The organism is Pontibacter sp. 13R65, from assembly GCF_047525655.1.
GTDB lineage: Bacteria > Bacteroidota > Bacteroidia > Cytophagales > Hymenobacteraceae > Pontibacter.
In genome coordinates this window covers 56,157-78,390 of sequence record NZ_JBLIQL010000018.1, presented here as the reverse complement: position 1 = coordinate 78,390, position 22,234 = coordinate 56,157, and the positions used below count along the sequence as shown (strand labels likewise).

The following is a 22,234-nucleotide window of genomic DNA, read 5'->3' as shown; positions in this document are numbered from 1 at the left end:
CTCTCTTACATAAAGTATGCAGTGAGAGGGAGAGGCTTCAGTTAAGGCTTTTGACTTATTTTGATATCAGCGATAACAGGAACTCTGTTATTAATAGGAGTTGAACCAATGGTATAGCTCTGCACTTGCAAATCTGTTTTATCACTTGCTTTAATCATGATGTGATCTGCAACAAAAGTTGGGTTATTGGCAGGAAAAGTTAATTCACAACCCGTGCAGCCAGGAACAAATAAGTTGTACAGCAGTTGCAAGGCCGCATCGTTTTGCTGCGTTTGGAAATAAAAATTGCCCGCCAGGATTATTGGCACCTGTAGGTCTTTCAGTGTGTTTAGTATCTGATTGGCCTGCAAGGGTCGGTTGGCGCCACGCCGGTCTGCATTACTACCGTCATCCAGGTTAGTGCCCGCAAATACAAGCTCCAGGTCATCCTCCACCTTTACTCTTATAATAGCCAGTGGTCGGGTCTCTCCCCCTAAGCCGCCTTCGGCAGTAGGTTTAGGATCAATCGCTAACAGTTCGGCTCTCGCCTCTTCTATCGGAAACCGGGAAAGCACTCCTGTGCCATAGGCTCCCTCCCGATAATCGATGCCCTTGGCAAAGAAATAATGCATACCCGTAAGCTTTGCTATTTCTTCGCCTTGGTCTATTGTAATTCCGGAGCGGGTGTTAAAACTATCCACCTCACGCAGTACTACAAAATCGGCGTTGTGATCATTTATCAGAGCAGCTACTCCAGTTGGATTAGCATTGCCACCATTCAAACCGAACGACATTACCCTCAGGGCAGGCGCATCCTCTCCAGTTGGATCCTCCGGTTCTCCCGGCTCTGTGGGTACTGTCGGATCTGTCGGCCCACCATCTAGCCTTGGAACAGGAGGAGTATAATCCTCCCAGGGAGCACTACCACATGCAGATAGGATTAACAGCAGTAGGAAAGCAAAATATGCAGGATATCTTTTCATGGTACTTACAAAAATGTTTTAATATGTTGCCACTATACCGGCCAAACGACAGGTACAGCACCATTTCATTAGTAATTGGGATTTTGCTTCATGTTGGGGTTCGACATAATTTCATCCTGAGGAATAGGCCAATAGTAGTCCCGGTTAGCATTGGCAACTCTTATTTCAACTGCCACTGGCTCACCTGTTTCAGGGTTTACAGCACCGTAAACAGGTCCGTTCATTACCTCTTCAAAAATGCCCCAACGTCGAATATCATAATACCTTACCGCCTCAAACGCCAGCTCTACCTGCCGCTCCCGCCGTACCAGTTCCCGCATTTTTTCCTGTGAATTATATTTAACAAGATCTACCTGAGGCATGCCAGCACGCGAGCGAATCTCGTTCAGGTACCTCACTACATCCGGGTGATTCCATTCGCCTGTTTCCACCAGCGCCTCCACGTAGTTCAGCAAGATCTCAGCATATCGAATAATCATGTAATGCAAGGTACGATGGGTATTTGTTGCATTCCGGTCCTGTTGGTCCAGGTATTTATTTACCCAGAAACCAGTAGCGGTGGAATGCTGATCTCCAATTCTATCGAGGTTAGAAGGATGCGTGTTGAACGGGTTCAGGGTGTTTGTCATAAACACCTGACCAGGTAGTAGCACAGATGCGGCTAGTCTTGGGTCCCTGTTATTTTTAAAGTTCGGGTTCTGCTGGTAAATAGCAACCGAATCAGGACCAAGCTCCCAAATGGTTTTGCCTTGCTTGGTTTCGTAACTGTTAACTACCGCAGCCGTTGGTGAAATTACGGTTTGGCCACCCACACCTTTTGGAGCAAAATTATTCCAGGCACCTTTAGAACCCTCTAATTTATAGAAGATCCGCTCTTTGTTTAGTTCTCCTGCATACCTGAACAAATCATTGTAACTATTCCTGCTGTTTGAACTTTTGTACAAGGAATAAACACCCAAATCCATGACTTTTCGGGCAGCCATTTTTGCATCATCATACTTGTTATGGAAAAGTGCCAGCCTGCTTATCAGCGCCCAGCAAACACCAGAGGTAATTCTATGTATATTCTGAAAATCATACTCAGCAGGGAGGTTTTCACCGCATTCTTTTAGTTCAGACACAACAAAATTGTAGACTTCTTCTTCTGTGTTTCTGGGTAACCTGCTAGCATTAGGAGTTATAGACTCGGTAACAATTGGTACTCCACCAAACAGCATCAGTAATTCCATGTGGTAGTAAGCTCGAAGGGCACGGGCTTCGTATTTATAGCGTGTCTTTCGTGTTTCATCCATGTACACCTTATCTATGTTTTCTAAGAAGCGGGCTGCCCTCCTAATCGTCTTATAATCGTCCATCCAGATATGGTTAGACTTGTTCCAGGTAGGTGTCTGAAGCCCTCTAACATAAACTTCGTAGTCTCCCCTTGTACTCTGCCGCGCTACGGCATCATCGCTTAACGTAGAAAGCCATTGAATTTGTCGGCCTGTTGCTCCATCGGGTAAGCCTACATACACCCGGCCTAAAGCAGCAATAGCATCTGGTTCCGTGTTCCACCAATCCTCATCAGAAACTCCAGTCGGGTGATCGTGCGTTAAAAAATCTTCGCAACCGGAAAACGTAAACATACTAGCCGCCAGCAGCATTAAGCAAAATCTCTTTTTCATTTTAAATATTAGAATTTAACATGTACACCCATTGTATAAACTTTCATGATGCCATAGGTCCATTGGTTGCCCCGGCTTTCTGGGTCTGTGAGTTTCACAGAAGTAAAAGTGAGTGGGTTTTGTGCGTTCGCATAGATTCTCGCAGCACTTACTCCTAATCTGTTCAGGAAAGGAGTTGGCAGGTTGTAGCCTAATTGTATGTACTTCATGCGAAGGTATGCGCCATTTTGTAACCAGAACTGTGACATTTCTCGGTTGTTGGCAGGAGAGACATTAAGTCTTGGAAACCTTGCATCGGTATTCGTTGGAGTCCAGTAGTTACTGGCATAATAGGTAGTAGGAACACCACCATCTCTGCTCAAATCAAGCGGCAAGGCGAACATACCTATTAGCGGTGCATCGCTCTGACCTGTTCCCTGTAAAAGGAATTCAAGATCGAACCTCTTGTAAGACACCTGGAAATTGGAAAAATAATTTAACCTGGGTACAGGGTTGCCTATTAGGGTCTGATCGTGAGTTGCATCTATAACTCCATCGTTGTTCAGGTCCAGGTATTTTATGTCTCCCGGAGCTGCACCAGTGCGAACCGGCACCAAAGGATTGCCTTCTCCATCAAAATCACTTTCCTGTAACAAGCCATCCGTCTTAAAACCCCAGATGCTGCCAACAGCACCACGAACCTGATTTATACTATTACTAGTGCTGTTTAGACCATTGAAGTTTTCTACCAGCGAAAGAATTTCGTTTCGATTATAGCCAACACCTGGTCTGATAGAGAAACGAATATTGTCGTTAATCCTTTCATTATAATTGATGGCCATTTCCCAGCCTCTGTTTCTTACTTCCCCGGCATTTACCGGCACATCTCCCTGAAAGCCTCCAACCATTGGCAACTGAGGAGTCAAAATCATGTTGCGGGTGAGTTTATCATAAACGTCCACTGTCAACTCCAGCTTGTTAGATGGGAACAGACCAAGGTCCAGGCCTACGTTCACCATGTTCACAGTTTCCCAGGTAATATCTGGGTTACCATAGGTTTGCTCTAAACCGTGTGTAGGACTAATAATAGTTTGGTACTTATACAGACCAATGTTTTCATTCCCTAACTGGCCATAAGAAGCTCTAAGTTTTAGGTTATTAACCATTCCAGAGCCTGCCAAAAAGTTTTCGTTGTGGAGGTTCCATCCTACAGCCACAGATGGGAAATAGCCAAACTTATGGCCGGGACCAAATTTAGAGGAGCCATCTAGGCGAAAAGTACCCTCTACTAAGTATCGGTCTTTGAAGGAGTAGTTTAATTTGGCATAAGCTGAGACCATAGAGTTGATGTTCCACTCGCCACTGTTGTTCTCCTCCTGAGAGTAGCCAGCCATAGCAAAAAGAAAATGATCGTCTAGCTCCAGCGTGTAATCGGCGTTTGCAGCCAGGTAATAATAGGTGGTTCTGGCCATACTTGGATCACGTTGTGTAATCCATGTTCTGAGAAGCTGGCCGGTATGGTAGTTAAAGAAGTTAGTATTATCTCTTAAAATCCTATCAGCATCGCTATTAAGCCGGAAGCTAAACTGCCCATTCAGGTTAAAATTTTGAAACACCTCCCATTTCGGCCGCACGTTAATAGTGGCCTGCCCCTCCTCCGTAGTTTTTACGCCACCTCTTTCTGCTACTGCCAAGGGGTTTACAATATCTGCGAATTGTCCGTAATGGCTCACCCCGTTTACGGCTGGGTACCGTGGCAGTACATTGGGTGCCACTCTATATATATCTTCCAGTATTCTGTTTCCTCCTGAACCAGAGGATCGGTTAGGCTCACTCCTATCTCTTCTTATGGCGAGCAGGTCCATGTTGAGCAGAAACTTTTCACTAATTGAAATAGAAGTATTGGCTCTGATGTTAAACCTTTCCATGCTGCTATTCGGAATCATGCCCTGCTGGTTCATATAATTGCCCGTAACAGCAAACCTGGCCAGGCTGTTACCTCCACTCACCGACAAAGAGTGGCTAGAGATGGGAGAAGCCATGTTTATCATCAGATCCCGCCAGTTCGTGTTGGGGTATTCTATAGGGTCTTCCCCGGAAATGGTGGCCTGAATGTCACCTTCGGTAAAGCTCGGCGATTGCCCGGCATTCAACTGGGCTTCGTTGTACATGCGCATGTAAGTAGGCGCATCCACTAATTGAGGCAAGCTGGCCGGAGATTGCACGCCATGATAGCCGTCGTAGGCAACAGTTACTTTACCTGGTGTACCTCTTTTTGTTGTTACCAGAATAACGCCGTTGGCAGCCCTTGCGCCATATATAGCAGCAGCTGCTGCATCTTTCAGAACAGTTACGCTCTCTACAGTCACAGGGTCGATGTGGTTCATATCCATCGGCACCCCGTCTACCAGCACAAGCGGGTTTGAGTTACCGATGGTACTGATGCCCCTGATCTTAATAGCTGCGGCATCGCCTCCGGGCATGCCGGAACTTTGGCTTACCTGCAATCCTGTAACGCCGCCTTGTAAAGACTGCGACAACGTGGTAATGGGCTTGCCTTCAATCTGCGACTGTACACTTAACTCTGCAACCGAACTGGCGATATGCCTTTTCTTCTGCTCCGTTAAACCTACCACCACCACTTCATTAAAGGCAGCTACATTCTCCCTCAACGACACCACCAGATTGCTTTCACTTTTCTTTACAGATACTTCCAAAGGTGTAAAACCCACCATAGAAAAAACCAGCACATCTCCTCTCCTGGCTTTCATGGTATAATAGCCATCAATGTCGGTAACGGTGCCCGCAGTTCCCCCTTTTATGCTTATCGAAACACCTGGCAATCCAGAAGGTTGCTCTTTGGTATCATACACCCGGCCTTTAATATCGAAAGTTTCCGTATCCTGCCTTACCTGCTCTTTTGTAGCGGCTGCCTTTCGCACTACAATCGTGTTTTGTAGTATCTTAAATTCCAGGCCGGCCTTGTCTCGCAGGTAGTCAAATACAAAATTTACAGAAGTGTTTTTAAATTTAATCTCAGAAACCTTTACCTCTTTCATAGCGGCTTTGTCATAGGTAAAGGAGATGGCTGTTTGCTTGTTCAGCTCCTTTATTACTATGTCGGCCGATATGTTTTTGTAACTAATGTTTACCTTTTGCTCCAGGTCATATGCCTGCGCATGAATTACCCCTACTGAAACCAGCAAGAAAGCCAGGAACATGCTCCACTTTGCAGGTACCCGTAAGGCAATTCCTTGATAGAATGAATTTATTTTTGTCATAAAAAAGAATGATGAAAATGAGTAGTTACAACCTGCCCGGGCTTTTACTGAATATTATTGTGTGGTCTGATTTAGCAAATTGGGTATGCATCATAAAAATCAGCTAACTCTTTGCATAAAACATCTGCAGCATCCTCCGGAAGGCCCTTTTCATTAGATTAATTTGGTATTCATAAAAAGTAATGCGCGATAACACTGTCTCTAAATTTATTCGCTTTCGGAGGATGATCGCTTAAAAATTAAAAACTTGGTCCACCCTGAATTCTTCTAATAAAAAGGGCCTTCCGAAGAGAAAATGCACTAAATCAGGCTTAGGATAAATGGTGACTGATTAACCCAATAAAGCGCTGGTCTAGTCTTCCGAATCTATGCTCTTAGTGTCCGCTGCCCACTACAATTCGCTTATAAGATCTGGAAGTACCTTTGTCGACAGACAGTATATAAACTCCTGGTTTTAAATCCGAAATATCTACGTTTGCCTTGTTTGACTTATTCTCAACTGATTTTAAGATCCGGCCATCCATGGTGGTAAAAGTGATGGTTGTATTTGCGGCATGCTCTACAGTAATATTTCCATTGGCAGGCACTGGGTACACCAGATAATCTGCTTTAGCAGCATCAGGTATGCTGGTAACCAGGCCAGTCTGGAACGGGAGGTCTTGCCAACGGTTAGACAACCGGATATGATCATAGGCAATAGAGCCACTGGCATGGTTCCCGATCCTGATTCTGTTAAACCCATTAGCCAGCTCTGGCATTGCTACAGAAAGGACCGCATTATCAGGGTTTGGCTCAGTATTAGGATCAGGATTGTTCCATACATACATTTGAGGCACTCCATCTGGGCCGGTCATATCTATTCTGGCAACAAACCAGTTAGAGTCGGTGGCGCTTGTTTTTTCCATTACAACATGAGTACCTGACTTCGCCAGCCCTAACTGCCCGGTGGCATTCGGAATGCCGAGAACAGCAAGTTCTTTGTGATAGAGGTACAAAAAGAGTCCACCCCAATTTGGTGCAGTTAACGGGTTAAACTGAAATCCTAACCAGTACTGTTTATCGGCCATATTTTCCCAGGTGCCGCTCAAGGAACGGTAATAGTTTACAGCCGAACCGTTCACGCTTTCGGTTACAGCGTGGATTCCTCCTTCAGCCTCATCCGCAGGAATGTTGCCTTTTTTTAACAGGAAACTTCCATTTACCATTTCCCATGGACCAGCCCAACCATTGGTGGCACTGCCTAAGCCTTTTAAATCGGTGCCTTCTCCTTCGGCCAGCTCATAGCTATCGAAATTTTCAGAAGCCAGGTATTCCGGTTCATGTACAGGTCCTGGCTCAGGCTCCTCCAGTTGGTTAAGGTCATGCCAATCTGTAGAAATCCGGATATGATCATAAGCTAAAGAGGCACCATCTCTATGCCCAAGCCGAACACGGTTAAAGCCATTCGCAAGGCGTGGAATTTCCATAGTAATGCCAGCTGTTTCAATAGATGGTTGAACTGTCATATCAGGATCCTTCCATACATACACCACAGGATTGCCGCCTTCTTCTCCTTTCATATCAATTCGGACTACAAACCTCGCCTTCTCCGATGCTGAAGTTCCTTCCAATATCTTGCTCGACAGGCCTGGAGCTGCAACACCGAGCTCGTTAAAGCCATTAGGGGTGCCAATCAGCATAATTTCGGTGGCATAATGAAAAAGCCCTAAACCGCCCCACCTGGCCTCAACAGTTGGGTCTAACTGAAACCCTAACCAATAGGTCGCACCCGCTTTATTCTCATAATTGTCTTTTAGGTAGCGGTAATAATTCACATTGGTGGAGCCATTAGTAGATTTGGCATGCTGCCCTCCGGCAACGGGACCTGCAATCAAATTGCCTCGTTGTAGTAAAATCTGCCCGTGCGTTTGCTCCCAGGCACTACCCCAACCATTTGTAGCAGTACCTAATCCATTCAAGTCCACAGCCTCTTCACCTATGGCATAGGTGTTAAAGTCTTCAATTACTTTGGTCTGGCTATAGGCACCACCAAAAGAGAAAAGTAAGACGGTAAAAGAGAGGCCTAACCTCTTTCTGAAACTGTAATTTTTTTTCATAATTCTTACGTTTATTAATGATCCGATTGTATTTATTGCTGTATGTTCTTATAAAAAGAATAGCCTTTGTTGCTCATCTCACTTCTAAAAGTGGATGATGTAAGCCGCAGGTTAAAAGGATTATCAGATAATTGTATGTAGCAACAGGAGCCTCTATTACATTTTATCAGTCTTCAGAAAGAAACAAGACATTTCCTCTTTTTGTAATTTTCATATTATGGAGCAACAGAATAGCCTCTAAAGCTTGCTCAGCTTTATTATTTTCAAATTCTCCTGTAACACGCTTTCCTTCCAGCGCAACAGCCGGATCTATTTGTATTTTCAGCTGGTGGTGGTGTTGTATCCTATGAATGGCATCTGCCAGAGAGATATCATCAAAGATGATTTTGTTTTGCATCCAGCTACCTACATGCTGTGTTAAGATGGCTTGCATTTTACCCTTTTTTGCAGCCCGGTCATACACTATCATCTGACCAGGGCTTAAATCTGCACGCAGCGAATTGCCGTCCTTAACTTTTACCTTACCTCTAAGCAATGCCACCCGAATTTGCTCCTCTCCTTCGTATGCCTCCACATTAAAAGCGGTGCCTAACACATGCGTGCTGATAGCATTAGAAGAAACTATAAATGGCCTCAGGCTGTCCTGCTTTACATCGAAGAAAGCCTCTCCTATAAGTTTTACCTTTCTTTCTTTTTCATTGTAATCTTCATCCAGCTCCAGCTTAGAGTATAGGTTCAGGCTTACAATGGTACCATCGGGCAGTGTCACTTTTTTTGAAGAGTTGCCATCAGCTTCTATAACAGTCTTAGCTATAGAAGTAGGCTCTTTAGCATGTAAATATTTATACCCGACAAACACACCAATCAGAAGCAGCAAGGATGCTGCGGCTGCTTGTAACCAGGTAGGGAAATAGTGAATCTTTTTTACAGTAGCGACAGGTTTAATCTGCTCCAGGATACGACGCTTCATTTTTAGCCGTATCTCCTCTTCCTTTGAGAAACTTTTAAAAGCTTTTTGCTCTCGTACATCGAGTTGCCAAAACCACTTCTGAAGTAGCTCAACTTCACTTCTATTGGCTTTGCCCTGCAGGTACTTTTCTAGCAGGTTGCTTAAAATTTCTTTTTCAGGTTGCATATACTTAGTAGTGTACCTGAAGCTGAAAAAGTACTAGGCTTCTTACATTACCTTTATGTTAACTGTTTAGGAGGAGTAAAATTAAGGTTTGGAAGGGCAGTTCAACGGCATGCTCTTTCACCACCTTTCTTAGGCGCTGAATAGCACTACCTGCTTGATTTTTAACTGTTTGGGGTGATATATTAAGACACCTGGCTACTTCGGCAATAGACATATCCCCAGATCTTGTCATTTGAAATACCTGGCGCATCTTGTCAGGCATTTCTTCAATAGCCTGGTTAATGATTTGCTGCAATTGCTCGTATTGCTCCTCTGTTTCATGCACCGAGGCTGGATCCGCACTAAAGGCCTGGTCAGCCTGGGGCATAAACTCTATAAAGTTGCGGATGTGTTTTTCCTGTAGTCCCTTTACTTTAAACAAATGAAAGATTTTATAGTAGAGCGAGGAAAATAGATAGGAACTTAGGGAGGAGGTGATTTCTGTGCTTTCGCGCTTGTTCCAGAACTCAACAAACAGATCCTGTACCAAATCCATGGCATCGTCCTCACAGCCGGTCTTTTTGGAAGCCGTGACAAACAGAGACTTCCAGTAACGATTATAGAGTTCGTCAAATGCCTCGTAATCTGTTTGTTTAATTAACAGAAATAATTCCTGATCTTCTTTTTGTGTTAACCGGCCCATTGCGTTCAAAATTAAGGCACAGCCTGAGTTACCGCAACGATTCGCACATTATGAAATTATTAAAACTGTACTGTTTGCTCTAAGTTAGCTGCTACCTGAAATTAGAATAGCAGCTGATTAGATGGCTTGAGAACCCAGAAATTTAGAATCTTTTTGGAGGTAATTTTAAGATGAGCCCTAAGTTTGAATCAATTTACAAGAATACATCAGGCGCATTATCCATAAAGGAGCAGCTAGCCCACAGGTCATTTTATGTCCTAGTTGGTAGCTGCTCCTCTTGTGTTTCTTAAACAGGCTGTGCTGATGTAATTGCGGCTTTACCTGTCCAGAGCAGAATCATTAGAAGAGCAAAAGTCCTTATATTTTTGGTTAAGGAAATTTGCCTGGTTTACTCATTCTCCTGTTCATTGTGATAAGCTAGCAGCACTGTTTTGATACGTTCCGTTACCTGTGTCGTATCAAATAATCTGCCGATGGAAACAAGAAAAGAGTATTTCCTTTCCCTTAAAAGATCAATGGCTTCTACTCCTTCGATGTTGTGGACAAGATCCAATAATACATCATGTTTAGGAATTAGAAAATTGGCATGTATAACGAAACTGTTTGTGCCTCGCTGTTTTTCTATTTCAATTCTTTTCATTTTTAAAACGAATTTTTATTCCCTAATGCATCTCTAAAAGAGAAAAATGATCATACTTAAACTTTAAGATAATAAATAGGCACAGGCGTTTAATTGAGAGATCCTCTGTGTAAATCAATATCTCCATAGCAGGAATGAGCCGGTATACCTGGAGGTCAGGCCATCCCTAAATAAGAAGCAATTAATCTGATCTGTGTAATATACTTCTGCCAAGAAAGAATCACCTCCACTTCCTTTACAAATCTCAGCCTCCTTTAGGAGACCAACCGCTTCGGCAAAAAAGTGAAGATCGGCAAGCAAAGCAATGCATTTGTCTGCTTCTCCTGCACCTAAAGCAACTACCTCTCTACAAATTAGCGATTATCCTACGGCTGTAGATAGCTCAGTTTATATTAGCTAAGCTTTACAACATATGAAGCACCCTGTTATGGCCTAATGAATGTTGTGCCTGAATTTAAAGTGAAAGCGGCCTAAGGAGCATTAGGCAGAATAGAGACGGGAAGAAACAGGTGGATCCAGAGGAACCACACAAAACTTTTGAAATAAGCCAGTTGGTTGCTGGCTGCGAATAAGCTAAAGGTAAATGCTGGCAATAAAAACCGTGCTGGCTGCTGAGGGAGCGTTTGCGCTGTAGAAACTTCAGCATCTACGAACACGTGCACATTCTGCTTCTGAACATGCCTTAACTCATCCAAGCTTTTCCGGCTGGCACCAGTACCTGCCTCACCAGCAATGGCCTGGATCAAAAACTGGTAAACCAATTTCTCCTGGCCTGGCAAGGTCAGCGGCCATAGCAGCATCACCCATAAAAAGGGGATTCTGAGAAAAGCCAGCACGTTTGATTTTATTGTCATTCGCTACAAAGTAATGTTCTTTCTATTAAAATGGCAAAAGCGAATAGTCTATGTTCAAGTACTCTGCTGAGCAATTCCTTCTGTTCTTCCAGTAATAAGTTTTTTACTACAACCCACCCATTTTGACGGTTATAACTCTGTTACTTAGCAAAAGTATACTTAAGTAGATGTAGCGCTGTGGCAATACCAGATAATAGTAACTGGAGTTCAAGTCTAATTTGTAAAAGGACTGCACTTCTACCTCTAAAAGCCTCTTAAAACATGACCTTATGCCTAAAACCTGATTTTTGCCTCTGGAAGTATATTTTCATTAGAATAATTGAGAGAGGTACAGAACTTAACAAATGCAGATAACGCTAGACCAGCAAAGCACATCAGAAAATGACGGGAGATGAAAGGCAGCGGAAATTAATTGGGTGTGGGTTGCCAGCCTTTTTTCCTTTTACAAGAGAAAGCAAGCAGTCCTGGGATATATTTGTTTTTCAACTACATACTAAAGTTTACATGAGAGATTACAACTGATTCTCTACTGCTTTTTATAACATAAATTCTGCTGTTATTTCCTCCACAATTTTAGTTAATAAACCTAGGTTATATTATTTTTGTAGCTACTAATGAAGTGTATACGAACCATAACTGCTTTTGCAAGGCGCGTTCTCGTGTCTATAATACTGCTTGGAGCAGTTCTGGTAGTTGCGCAGCGGCTTTATGCTTCAGTATCAAGTTCTCAAGCTACTCAAATTAGTGGCTCCTCTACAATTCAAAATCACGAAGAGCTTCAACAAGTCCCGCAGAGAGTATGGATGGAAGCCACGCATGAACATTGGACTGTCGGAAACCACATGCAGTCTTCAAAAGTTGACTTTGTATGTAATTACACCTTCTCACTGCCCTTAAACAAGGTACTCCTCCCCTATGCTGCCAGAGCACCTGGCATCTATACTATTTGCCGAAGTTTCCAGATTTCCATCCAACCTCAAGCTCCTTAGTTTTCTTTTCCCTGTAAACTGTAAAACCTGACTTTTAAAGCAGCTGCTCCCAGGGCTACTTCCTATGTGCTTTTAACGTCTTTTATGATCTTCTACTCTTGACTTACAGATATTGGCAGCCCTGATTAAAGTATGCCTCCTGTACTTGTCATTTTTAAATGGGGCAGGGCATGTTCAATTATTAAGCAACTGCCGATCCCGAATCTCTTAGCTTTTAACACCTTATAAACTCAAGGTTCACCGCGTCTGAACTTGTCAAATTAGGCTATCCTGTACCTGATTAACCAGGAGCTAAGCGAATAGTAATTTGGAAAGTATTTACTGTCGGTACAAGTTTGGATTCCCGGCAATGTTACTGAAGGTAATAGAACTTTAGAAAACAGTGGCATCAGCTAAAACAAAGGCATCATCATTTTGCAACGAAATCTTAGAACTATCTACAAAACATGAAAGTACCTCACCTTTCTCTGCTAACCTTGGCAGTCATTACAGCAGCGGCCCTAGTTTCTGTGCTTCAGCATTACAGCTTAATTTCATTATCTGAGACAATATTGCTCGGCATGCGATGGTTTTGCATTGGGCTATTGCTCTTATATGGTCTGCAGAAACGCAGCCTCACTACCTGGATCCTCATCAGCATGGTGTTGGGCGCTGAGATAGGGTATGATTTCCCCGCCTTTGCCAAAGAGCTAAATGTGTTAAGTAAAATATTTCTCAAGCTGATCAAAACGATTATTGCACCGCTTATTTTTGCCACACTCGTTGTTGGTATAGCCGGGCATGCTAATCTTAACCAGGTGGGCAGTATGGGCTGGAAAGCCCTTCTCTATTTTGAAGTTGTTACCACACTTGCCTTATTTATAGGGTTATTTGCCATCAATATAAGCAAAGCAGGAGAAGGAATAGATGCCAGCCTTGCCCAATCTCACGAAACCATAGCCGCCGTTCCTCCCCAAACTCTGTCCGAAATCATTCTTCATGTGTTTCCCGAAAACATAGCCCAATCCGTTGCGGAGGGGCAAGTGCTGCAGATTGTGGTATTCAGCGTGATATTTGCCATTGGGCTGGCAATGGTACAGGAGAGAAAGAGAAAACCAATGCTGGCCTTCTGCGAGAGTCTGTCCGAAACTATGTTCAAATTTACTAACATTATTATGTACTTTGCCCCTGTAGGTGTTGGCGCGGCCATTGCCGTCACGGTCGGGCAAATGGGTTTTGGCATACTCGTTAACCTGTTCCAGTTGCTGGCCACCTTATACGTGGCGCTGCTCGCCTTTCTTTTGCTGGTCCTTTTGCCTATCGCTCTACTGGCGCGTATTCCGATAAAGCGTTTCCTCAAGGCTGTTTCAGGGCCTGTTTCCATAGCTTTTGCCACTACTAGCTCAGAAGCCGCCCTTCCCCGTGCCATGGAGGAGATGGAGAAATTGGGTGTGCCCAGGCGGATTGTGGCCTTCGTTATGCCTACTGGCTACAGCTTTAATTTGGATGGAACCACCCTCTACCTCTCCCTTGCCGCAGTATTTGTAGCGCAGGCGGCCGGAGTACCGCTCTCATGGCAACAACAGCTGGTTATGGTATTCACGCTTATGCTTACTAGTAAGGGAGTTGCGGGTGTGCCTAGGGCCTCCTTGGTCATTTTACTCGGCACAGTAGCATCCTTCAATTTGCCGGTGTGGCCGGTATTTGCCATTCTGGGTATTGACGAATTAATGGACATGGCCCGCACCTCTATTAACGTGACGGGAAATTGCCTGGCTACAGCAGTAGTTGCCCGTTGGGAAGGAGAATTTAACCCCAATGCAGAAGCCGCCGAAATAATCCTTTCCTCTCCTCTTACACCAACTGAAGAAGTCGCTCCAGTTACTGCCCCAAAGGAGGTCATCTGAGAAGTCACCTTCAAAAGACATGCTGGTAAAGCATGACTTTCGAAGGTGCAACTATTTTACTTTAAATGAGAATTCAGCATCAGTAAGGAATGACTAACGATTACCAATTAGTTTAGCTGACCTAATGAAGTAACCTAAATTTTCTATAAAAACACCCGTTTTAGCTCCGGCAACTGCACCGGGTTTAAGACTAAAGGTACTTTTTCTACTTTTACTGAACTGGAATCTAGACTAAACCATTTGCTTTTTGAACTTATGAATTCCTTAATCCTGAACTACAAATTCAGGATAATGCGCTGCCGAAAGGGCAGGCTGTTTTCAAACGACAGGAATTTCTCGAGTACTAGACCCTAAATTTGTTGGTGAACTTGCGGCAAAATAGTATCAACTTTTTGCCAGCAACTCATACACATGATCCGATTCTCCTGAAAATGGGTGTTGAATCAAAATCAACCTACGCTCCTGTTGCCCAGTAACTTTCTTGCATAGAAGCGGCTTTCAGCATGAAATTATGCAGCTCATAATTCTGAACAAAAGGAGGCAGCAGTTCGCTGCCGGGTCCATACATTACCAATTCCACAAAGTCGGCAGAATGGTCCATACCAGCCCAACCTACATTCGTGTATGGGCGCTGCAGGTCGGCATATAACTTATAAGGGAGTTTGCGGGGATTATAAATATCTACATCGTTTTCACTGTTAAAATGATCAAACAACAGCTTTGCCTCCTCTATTTTAAACGTAATGCCTTGCGACTCTGCCACTACTTCTCTTACAGATGCCGGCGTCTTCAGGTCCTTTATCTGCTGAAGCACCCACTCGTTGGTATGTCGAAAAAACTGAATGTTATCAAAGTGTTTATTTACATCGCTGCCTTTTATCAGTCCTGGATTGGCATTGCCGTGGTCGGTGGTTATGATCACCAGGGTCTCCTTATCTTGCTCCGCAAAATCCAAAGCAATGCTCACGGCCTCATCAAAGGCAAGCTGATCATATAACAAACCGCCTACATCGTTGGCATGGGCGGCCCAGTCTACCTTTCCGGCTTCCACCTGTAGCACAAAACCTTTGTTGTTTTGTTTCAAGATGCTAATCGCGGATTTTGTCATTTCGGCCAGGCTTGGTGTCTGCTCCTGCAGTTGCTTGTCGTTAGCCCGATCGAGGGCATAGGGCAAACCATTTTCGTGGAATACTCCAAGTACTGGTTTCTTTCCTTTCAACTGCAACATTTCTTTGCGGTTGGTTACCACATCAAATGCTTTAGAGCGAAAAGCCTGCAGCAGGTCCTGTTTGTCATCGCGCTTTTCTTTGCTGAAGTACTCCAAGCCACCACCCATCATTACATCAAACTGCAGCTTCAGATAATCATGGGCTATTTCAGGTTGTGCGTTACGACTGGCGTTGTTCACACAAAAGCCTGCGGGTGTGGCATGGGTTATAGGAACAGTAGTAACACAACCCACGGCTTTACCGGCTGCCTTGAACTTCTGCAAAATAGGCTGTGGTCTCTCTCCTTTCGGCCCAATGTTCAAGCTGCCGTTGTTTACGCGCATTCCACCACCCCATGAAGCACTTGCGGCAGCAGAGTCTGTTACCAGTGAGTCGGCAGATGCTGTGTCCATTAATGCTCTGCGCCCTTTGTTCTCGCGGTACAGTTGCAGCCAGCGGGTACCTTTCCCCTCCTTTCGCTGCAGTAGCAATTCTGCCATGTTAAGCGTACCTGTACTCATACCGTCGCTCACTAAGAAAATAATATTCTTTGCTTTTCCGGTTTTTGGGCTTTTGCTAGTTGTGCCTGCTACTGCATCAAAACCGGGTGCCAGAGTAAATCCAAGGGTGGTTAGGAAACCGTTGCGTAAAAGGTCGCGCCTGTTCATAATGTATAAAGTTAATTTTAAATAATGGACGTTTCAGCATAAAAGAAAGAGTGCAGGCCTTCCGCTACAACAGCTATTCATACCCCAGCCACACTAATTCTTTTTAACCGAATAATTTCTGAAGGCAAGTATAAAACACTTCTTGCAATTTAGTTGCAGCAAGTGTATAAACGAATTGTTATGGTTTTCTACACGAAGCAGAATTATTTGAATTTCTAAACACTGCTGCATTAACCATACAAGGAAGAAGTACCGCGTTACGGCTCCCCCAGATGAGATAATAAAACTTATAACCTGTGGCAGATGACCTTAAAGGAGTTGGATTGTCTTCAATACGAATATACAACGCTGAAATGAAATTGCAACAAAGTTGCATTTTGATAAATATCACTTTACATTTGGAGCATGATAAGAAAAGATAGAATAGCTCCATTACTAGAACAAAATCAAACTTCAGATTGGCTCGGAATGATCAGTTCATGGTTCTGCATTGTACACTGCCTGGTTACACCGCTCGTACTGGTGTTCCAGGTTGGATTTTCCACACATTACACCCCTCACTGGCATTACCTCCACCATGTGTTTGTTGGAGCTAGTTTTATCGCCTGCTATATCTCTACCAGGAAAGGGGCCACGCCTACTTTGGTCCTGTTACTCTGGTCCTTCTTCGGTTTGCTGCTAGCCTCTCTCCTGCTGCACGATACGTCAGATATTTTTGAGTACACTACTTACCTGGCTTCTCTAGGACTGGTTATCTGCCATTTTCTTAACATAAAGTACTGCAGGAAATGCCATTCCAAAGCTGTTTAGCCCGATTTTGTAGAGAGTGCTAACCCTATCATCACAAAAGTTAAAGTCTATGTCAGCATTCGCTACGTGTGATACTATAAGAGATTTTAACCTTCTGGCTCTTTTGGAGCAAAACGGGCTCAAGGAAACCACACCTCGCCTACTGGTACTGACGTATATTGCTTCGCGAAAGGAGGCAACCTCCAGAGCCTGCTTGTCGAATGCACTGAAAGACCAGGTAGACCGGAGTACTTTGTTTAGACTACTGCAAACGTTTGTTATGAAGAACATCCTCCAAAAGGTGCTGGATGCCAATGGAATCACCTCCTATACTATTTTACCGCACCATAGGGTTGGGCAACAACAGCAGATGCATTTTAATTGTACGCGCTGCAATCACTTATATTACTTACAGGAACACCATATGCCAGCCATCAATTTACCGGTTGGGTTTACAAAGGAGTTTTGTTGCTTCATCACCTATGGCATCTGTCAGGTTTGCAATAAGTGCTAAACCTCAGTGTGTGCCTGTTCCAACTCTAATACAAGGCATTGTAGTATTGGGTAGATTGGTTGTTATTAAGATGCTGCACCTTACAATTTATGAACACCATGTGCTACCCCTCTTTAAATTATTCTAATAATCTCGCCCTTTAAGTGGTATTTTCTGCCTCACAAAACATTGGACTTTTCTTGCTACATCTTCTTAGTACAGCAACTTCCTGGTCTTTAATTCTAAATTGGGTGCAGCTTAAATTATGCTAATGAAAATAGCCTTCCGGAGGAAATTTAATAGAATTTCTAGTTGGGTTTGTTTAAGAGCTTTTAACAAGTACTAACCTCTATTTAACTGATTACACGCCTTAGTTAAACCCTAGGCCAAATTTTCCTTTTTTTACTCTGGAAGGTCTATTTCATTAGAATAGTTTAAACTATCCAAATAATTATGGTTGTATGAAGAATACACTAACCCCACATTTTTCTTATTCCTGCAGAAGACTCCAATAGAATGACCTGATACTCCTGCTTACCACAGGTAGAACATCTGCTGATGGGTAATATCAGTTACTCCATTGTAATGCTAAGCCCTTTCAGGGTCTGCCAACCTTCCTTGTCTGTTACACGAATCATTAAGTGGTAGTCACCTGGGTCCACGTCGGCCGGCACTGCAATTTCTGCTCTTGCCTGGTACTCTCTTACCCCCGCCGGAATGGAGTAGTTCCGGATAAAAAGGAAAGGCTTTACCGGCGTTTTTACCGGATCCATTTCACACTCTTCTACCTCCGTGCTATGGGTGTGATGGTCAAAATTATGATGAATATCAAGACTACAAGAGCCGAGCTGCACATTGTCGGTGAGCATGGCCCGGAAGGTGAAAGTTTCCCCTCGCTTTACGGTACTGCACTGAACGGGAAAAGCATCGGCAGTCGTCAGAATAATTTCCGGATATTCAGTATCGATTATTTCTTTGTCGTCTTTGCAGCCTGCTGTTATAACCACTACGGCTAATAATAGACCGATTAGCTTCTTTTTCATGATAAAGGTATTTTATGGTAATGAGGAAATAATAGCAGCCGGGTTACTGTCATCACAACCCGGCTACTATGCACTAATTATTATCTATGGCCACTTCTATGTAGTGGAACAGGTTCATGTTATGGGTGCTGTTGTGGTACACTACACCGTAGTAATAATCACCTGTTTTCCATGATTTTGCGCCATTGATGGCAGCTGGTGGCGTGTTATTATCGGTAGATGCGCCAATGGTTAATACTGGAAAATCGCGAACGCTAGTATAGGTTTCCATGTCAAAAACAGAATTGGTAAAGTAGTCTACATCGGGCCAGTTTTTATGCTCGTACACATCATAAACAATTGCTATGCTGAAGTCAATCTGATCGATTGATTCCGGGCGGTGTTTGGCACTTTTATCAATCAGCAGCAGATACATTATACCATCTCCCTTCACTCCTGAAATAGTAACCTGCGATTTAAAAACATCACCTTTTTTCAGCTGATCGCCAGCAGTGGCTAAGGCTCCGTTTATGTAAAACATATCGTCATTTTTGAAAATATCAAAAATGCTCAACTGCGGGTCTATTGGAAGATTTGCAGCTGAATAAATAGTGAGTGCCTTTTTATCTTCTAGCTTTGTTCCATTCTCGTCTGTGACAATAATCAGGAAGTCATACACACCTTCCACGGCATTGGCCGGAATGTCGAAGTGCTTATGAATTGTCGCATTTTTTGCTCCTTTATACTGCTCCCAAGTTACTTCGTGGCTCCAGGTGCTGGTATAAGTCTCGCCAACTCGTTGTTGTATCTTCACCTGCACTAAATCAATCTTATCGCCTGCCACAACTTCTGCATTGAAGTGAAAATCCTTCCCGATAACACCTATCTGATTGTTACCTAATCCTATTTCCACTTTATCAATGGTTGGTTGCGCACGCACTGGCGCCACTTCATCATCGTCGTTACAGGAAACCAGGGAAATAGAAAACAGGAACAACAACAGGAGTTGTATATTCTTAATGGTATTTAACAAGGGGTTTGTAGTTGCTTTGTACATAATTTAGTTTATTTATTAAAAGGTATCTTTATAGTTAAAATGATATTTCGTCCGGCTTCTGGCAGCTCGATAAGTCTATAAAAACTTGTATGGTTCAGGTAGCGGGTATTCAGCAGGTTTTGAGCTTGAAGGTTAAGCAACAAGGGTTGTTTGTGCAAGCGCACTTTGGTACCGACTTGCACATTTACCACCTGGTAACCAGAAGTTTTCTTTTCCGGGGGTACAATGTTATGCTGCTTACTTGTAAGGCGATAATCTATTGAGAAATAGGTATCTTCTAGAATCTGCTTGTGTTTCGGCGACCAGGTAAGGTTAAGTAGCGCCGAGGGCGGCGGCGAAAAGGGTATGGTAAAGCCTTTTTTGTCGCCGGATAACTGGCGCGCATACACGTACTCTCCTAGCAGTTCCGTCCGGAGATTCTTGAACAGGTTATACCCCAGTTGCACCTCTCCGCCATAGCGCATTACCTCACTTTGGGTGTACTGAAACACCTGGTTGCCTGCCCCATAAAAATAATCATGGTCTGGTGTTGGGTTCAGGTAAATGTAATTAGAGAAGTAATTGAAAAAAGGACTTACCTGCACCGACCATTTGTTCTCAGTCCAACTTAAACCCAGGTCCGCCTGGTAAGACTGCTCCGGTGAAAGGTTGGCATTGCCCCGCTCATAACTAAAATAATGATAATTAACGCCGTTAGCTGCCAGCTCCTTAGCAATGGGCATTCTAAAGCTTTTGCCCAAGTTGGCTTTAACCTGAAACTTGTCCAGGTTATAGTTTACCCCCGCTGACCAAACAATGCTGTTAAAGGTGCGATGGAGGTTATCGGCTCGTAGCAGGTTTTCAGAAATTTCCTCGCCTTCGGGTGTGGTGATAGCAGAGGTAAACCAATCAGTATATGCGGCAGTGCGAATTTGGCCGTAATCGTACCTTAAAGCAGCGTGCAGCAGGAAGTTGTTTGTAACGCTAATCTTATCATACACAAAGACACCAGCTGTTGTCTGTTTAAATGCAGGCACCAGAAAGCTCCACCCTCCAATGGTATTATTCTGATACTCGCTGTTGATGCCAGTCGTAAGACTGTGGCTGCCAATTGTTATATTGTCTCGGATATTTGCGGAAAGCACCTGCTTGTCGAACTCCCTCTCCAGTTCAGAAGACACTGGCTTTTCGGAAGGATACACAGGGGGCATATAGCCGTGGTTTACATAAGCGCTGTACTCCTGCCGGAAATTTCGCTGATGGCCCATCTCCATCTCCAGTTGGTGCTCCCCTAAGTTGTATTCGCTTCGGTTTATCACTTTGTAATGATCCACCTGCTGACTCGGCATCAGGATGTCGCGATTAGAGCTGTCGTGCAGTTCAGTGTTTACCCGCCTTGGCTCCAGCCCGTGTGCATTGGCAAAAAAGCCACTTTTGCTGAACACGTGGCTGAAGTAGAAAATCGACCTGAACCTGTTGCCGAGATAACCTGCCTGCAGGTGCAGCCCTGTTTCTTTACCGGCCGTATTGCGCAGGTGGTTTTTGTGTAAGTTTACAGCGTAATCATAGACATAAACTACATCGGTTGGAACTCGGTAATCGCCGTATCGCTGGTAGGTCAGGCGTGTATCAAAAAACAATTGCTTTTTTCGGCTGAACAGGTTTACTGAGGTACCATACAGGTTGTTGTTTGATTTCCCGACCATATCTACCGAACCACCTAGCGAGTTGGCTCTCGGCGGGAGGGCAGGCTTTACATTAATGGCACCGCCAATAGCATCAGACCCGTATACAAAAGAAGCGGCACCTTTCAGAATTTCTATTTCTTCGGCAGCAAACTGGTCTAGTTCCAATCCATGATCCGCTCCCCACTGCTGCCCTTCGTGCTTTACTCCTTTGTCTAACACTACTACCCTGTTAAAGCCGAGTCCGCGGATCAATGGCTTCGACTGACCAGAGCCAATTCCGATGGTACTAATGCCGGGAAGACGCTCCAGCGTTTGCATCAGGCTTCCGCCCAGGTTCCGGTTTATAAATTCGTGGTCCACCACCTCCACATTCAGTGCTTCCTCTTGCTTACGAAGCACCACGTGGTTGCCTTCTACAACTACTTCTTTAAGTTGTTTAAAAGAAGGCTTAAGCCTAATGTATAAATCCTTTTTTACCGGAAACTTAACTTCCAAGGTTTGGGACTCATACCCTGTAAAGGATAATTCCATATTACAAAAACCTTCGACTAAGCTTGAGATGGAAAAACGGCCATTTATATCAGTCTGCGTGATACGCTCTTCGGAGCTGAGCCTGACTGTTACTCCCGGTAACGGACTGTTATTTTCATCTACGACCATACCGGAAAACTGCACTGCCTGCCCTATGGCGCTGGTTTCAACCACCAAGAAAAACAGCAAAAGAATATGCTTCATGATAGAATATTGGAAGTCGGATATATGTTGATTGGCCATACTTGTCCGATGTTCTTGATTAGCCTTTAAAAGCATAATCAGACGCGATTCCTCTAACAAGAGATTTAGCCTCGTTGAATACGCTGCCTACGCTCTGCCAAGGAGAATCAGTAAAAGAATAGGATAAATTGAAATTCCCGAACAATTGAAAATATCATGTCGGACACAGTGAATTGCAACAGCCTGTTGGATTACAGATCTGCCTATTCATGTGTATGCTGGGAAAAGAAAGTACTGGACTTTGAGTTTATGAAGATTAAACTAACTAATTAGGCCTGGGGAGGGCCTTTATTGGTCCAGGAGAGAAAAGATAACTTAGATATGCTGGCAGTATAAGGTGTTAACTTTCTAGTCGCTGGAACCTGAAATTTGCTGAATTCTGACTGCT

The 22,234-nt window shown here is 43.9% G+C and carries 15 protein-coding genes; 3 read left to right on the top strand and 12 right to left on the bottom strand.

Translation table 11 applies throughout. From position 1 onward, the window contains the following. Nucleotides 1-41 precede the first annotated feature (41 nt). The 8 genes from ACMA1I_RS17785 to ACMA1I_RS17750 all read right to left on the bottom strand — a co-directional run bounded on the left by ACMA1I_RS17785 (nt 42) and on the right by ACMA1I_RS17750 (nt 11,293). On the bottom strand, nt 42-962 hold the full coding sequence (locus ACMA1I_RS17785; protein ID WP_337069776.1) for an endonuclease/exonuclease/phosphatase family protein: 921 nt from the start codon (nt 960-962) through the stop codon (nt 42-44). Between the two features lie 68 nt (nt 963-1,030). Further along, nucleotides 1,031-2,626: a RagB/SusD family nutrient uptake outer membrane protein gene (locus tag ACMA1I_RS17780; RefSeq protein ID WP_337069775.1), complete on the bottom strand. Its 1,596-nt coding sequence runs from the start codon at nt 2,624-2,626 to the stop codon at nt 1,031-1,033. Nucleotides 2,627-2,634: 8 nt separating this feature from the next. Beyond that, nucleotides 2,635-5,886, bottom strand: a complete 3,252-nt coding sequence (locus ACMA1I_RS17775) for a TonB-dependent receptor (protein ID WP_337069774.1) — start codon at nt 5,884-5,886, stop codon at nt 2,635-2,637. A gap of 374 nt (nt 5,887-6,260) precedes the next feature. Next, nucleotides 6,261-7,982: a T9SS type A sorting domain-containing protein gene (locus ACMA1I_RS17770; protein WP_337069773.1), complete on the bottom strand. Its 1,722-nt coding sequence runs from the start codon at nt 7,980-7,982 to the stop codon at nt 6,261-6,263. A 166-nt stretch (nt 7,983-8,148) separates the two neighbouring features. After that, nucleotides 8,149-9,117 carry a FecR family protein gene (locus ACMA1I_RS17765; protein ID WP_337069772.1) on the bottom strand — a complete coding sequence of 323 codons (969 nt, stop codon included), beginning with the start codon at nt 9,115-9,117 and terminating at the stop codon, nt 8,149-8,151. 58 nt (nt 9,118-9,175) lie between these two features. Continuing rightward, nucleotides 9,176-9,799 carry an RNA polymerase sigma factor gene (locus ACMA1I_RS17760; protein WP_337069771.1) on the bottom strand — a complete coding sequence of 208 codons (624 nt, stop codon included), beginning with the start codon at nt 9,797-9,799 and terminating at the stop codon, nt 9,176-9,178. A 388-nt stretch (nt 9,800-10,187) separates the two neighbouring features. Continuing rightward, nucleotides 10,188-10,439: a hypothetical protein gene (locus tag ACMA1I_RS17755; protein WP_337069770.1), complete on the bottom strand. Its 252-nt coding sequence runs from the start codon at nt 10,437-10,439 to the stop codon at nt 10,188-10,190. Nucleotides 10,440-10,909: 470 nt separating this feature from the next. Further along, the gene (locus ACMA1I_RS17750) at nt 10,910-11,293 is read right to left on the bottom strand and encodes a hypothetical protein (RefSeq protein WP_337069769.1); all 384 of its coding nucleotides are present in this window, start codon (nt 11,291-11,293) and stop codon (nt 10,910-10,912) included. Nucleotides 11,294-12,728: 1,435 nt separating this feature from the next. Here ACMA1I_RS17750 and ACMA1I_RS17745 point away from each other — a divergent pair. Continuing rightward, nucleotides 12,729-14,168: a dicarboxylate/amino acid:cation symporter gene (locus ACMA1I_RS17745; RefSeq protein WP_337069768.1), complete on the top strand. Its 1,440-nt coding sequence runs from the start codon at nt 12,729-12,731 to the stop codon at nt 14,166-14,168. A gap of 454 nt (nt 14,169-14,622) precedes the next feature. On the opposite strand, the gene ACMA1I_RS17740 is transcribed toward ACMA1I_RS17745, so the two are convergent. After that, nucleotides 14,623-16,044 (bottom strand): alkaline phosphatase, encoded by a 1,422-nt coding sequence (locus tag ACMA1I_RS17740; protein WP_337069767.1) that lies wholly within the window; start codon nt 16,042-16,044, stop codon nt 14,623-14,625. Between the two features lie 468 nt (nt 16,045-16,512). Here ACMA1I_RS17740 and ACMA1I_RS17735 point away from each other — a divergent pair, with 468 nt between their 5' ends. Together ACMA1I_RS17735 and ACMA1I_RS17730 are read left to right on the top strand one after the other, a co-directional pair. Then, nucleotides 16,513-16,854, top strand: a complete 342-nt coding sequence (locus ACMA1I_RS17735) for a MerC domain-containing protein (protein ID WP_337069766.1) — start codon at nt 16,513-16,515, stop codon at nt 16,852-16,854. Nucleotides 16,855-16,903: 49 nt separating this feature from the next. After that, nucleotides 16,904-17,347, top strand: coding sequence for a transcriptional repressor (locus ACMA1I_RS17730; protein WP_337069765.1), 444 nt, complete (start codon nt 16,904-16,906; stop codon nt 17,345-17,347). Between the two features lie 551 nt (nt 17,348-17,898). Here ACMA1I_RS17730 and ACMA1I_RS17725 read toward each other — a convergent pair. The 3 genes from ACMA1I_RS17725 to ACMA1I_RS17715 all read right to left on the bottom strand — a co-directional run bounded on the left by ACMA1I_RS17725 (nt 17,899) and on the right by ACMA1I_RS17715 (nt 21,807). After that, the gene (locus ACMA1I_RS17725; RefSeq protein ID WP_337069764.1) at nt 17,899-18,369 is read right to left on the bottom strand and encodes a DUF4625 domain-containing protein; all 471 of its coding nucleotides are present in this window, start codon (nt 18,367-18,369) and stop codon (nt 17,899-17,901) included. 73 nt (nt 18,370-18,442) lie between these two features. Then, nucleotides 18,443-19,405 (bottom strand): DUF4625 domain-containing protein, encoded by a 963-nt coding sequence (locus ACMA1I_RS17720; RefSeq protein WP_337069763.1) that lies wholly within the window; start codon nt 19,403-19,405, stop codon nt 18,443-18,445. 8 nt (nt 19,406-19,413) lie between these two features. Then, the gene (locus ACMA1I_RS17715; RefSeq protein WP_337069762.1) at nt 19,414-21,807 is read right to left on the bottom strand and encodes a TonB-dependent receptor; all 2,394 of its coding nucleotides are present in this window, start codon (nt 21,805-21,807) and stop codon (nt 19,414-19,416) included. Nucleotides 21,808-22,234: the final 427 nt, after the last annotated feature.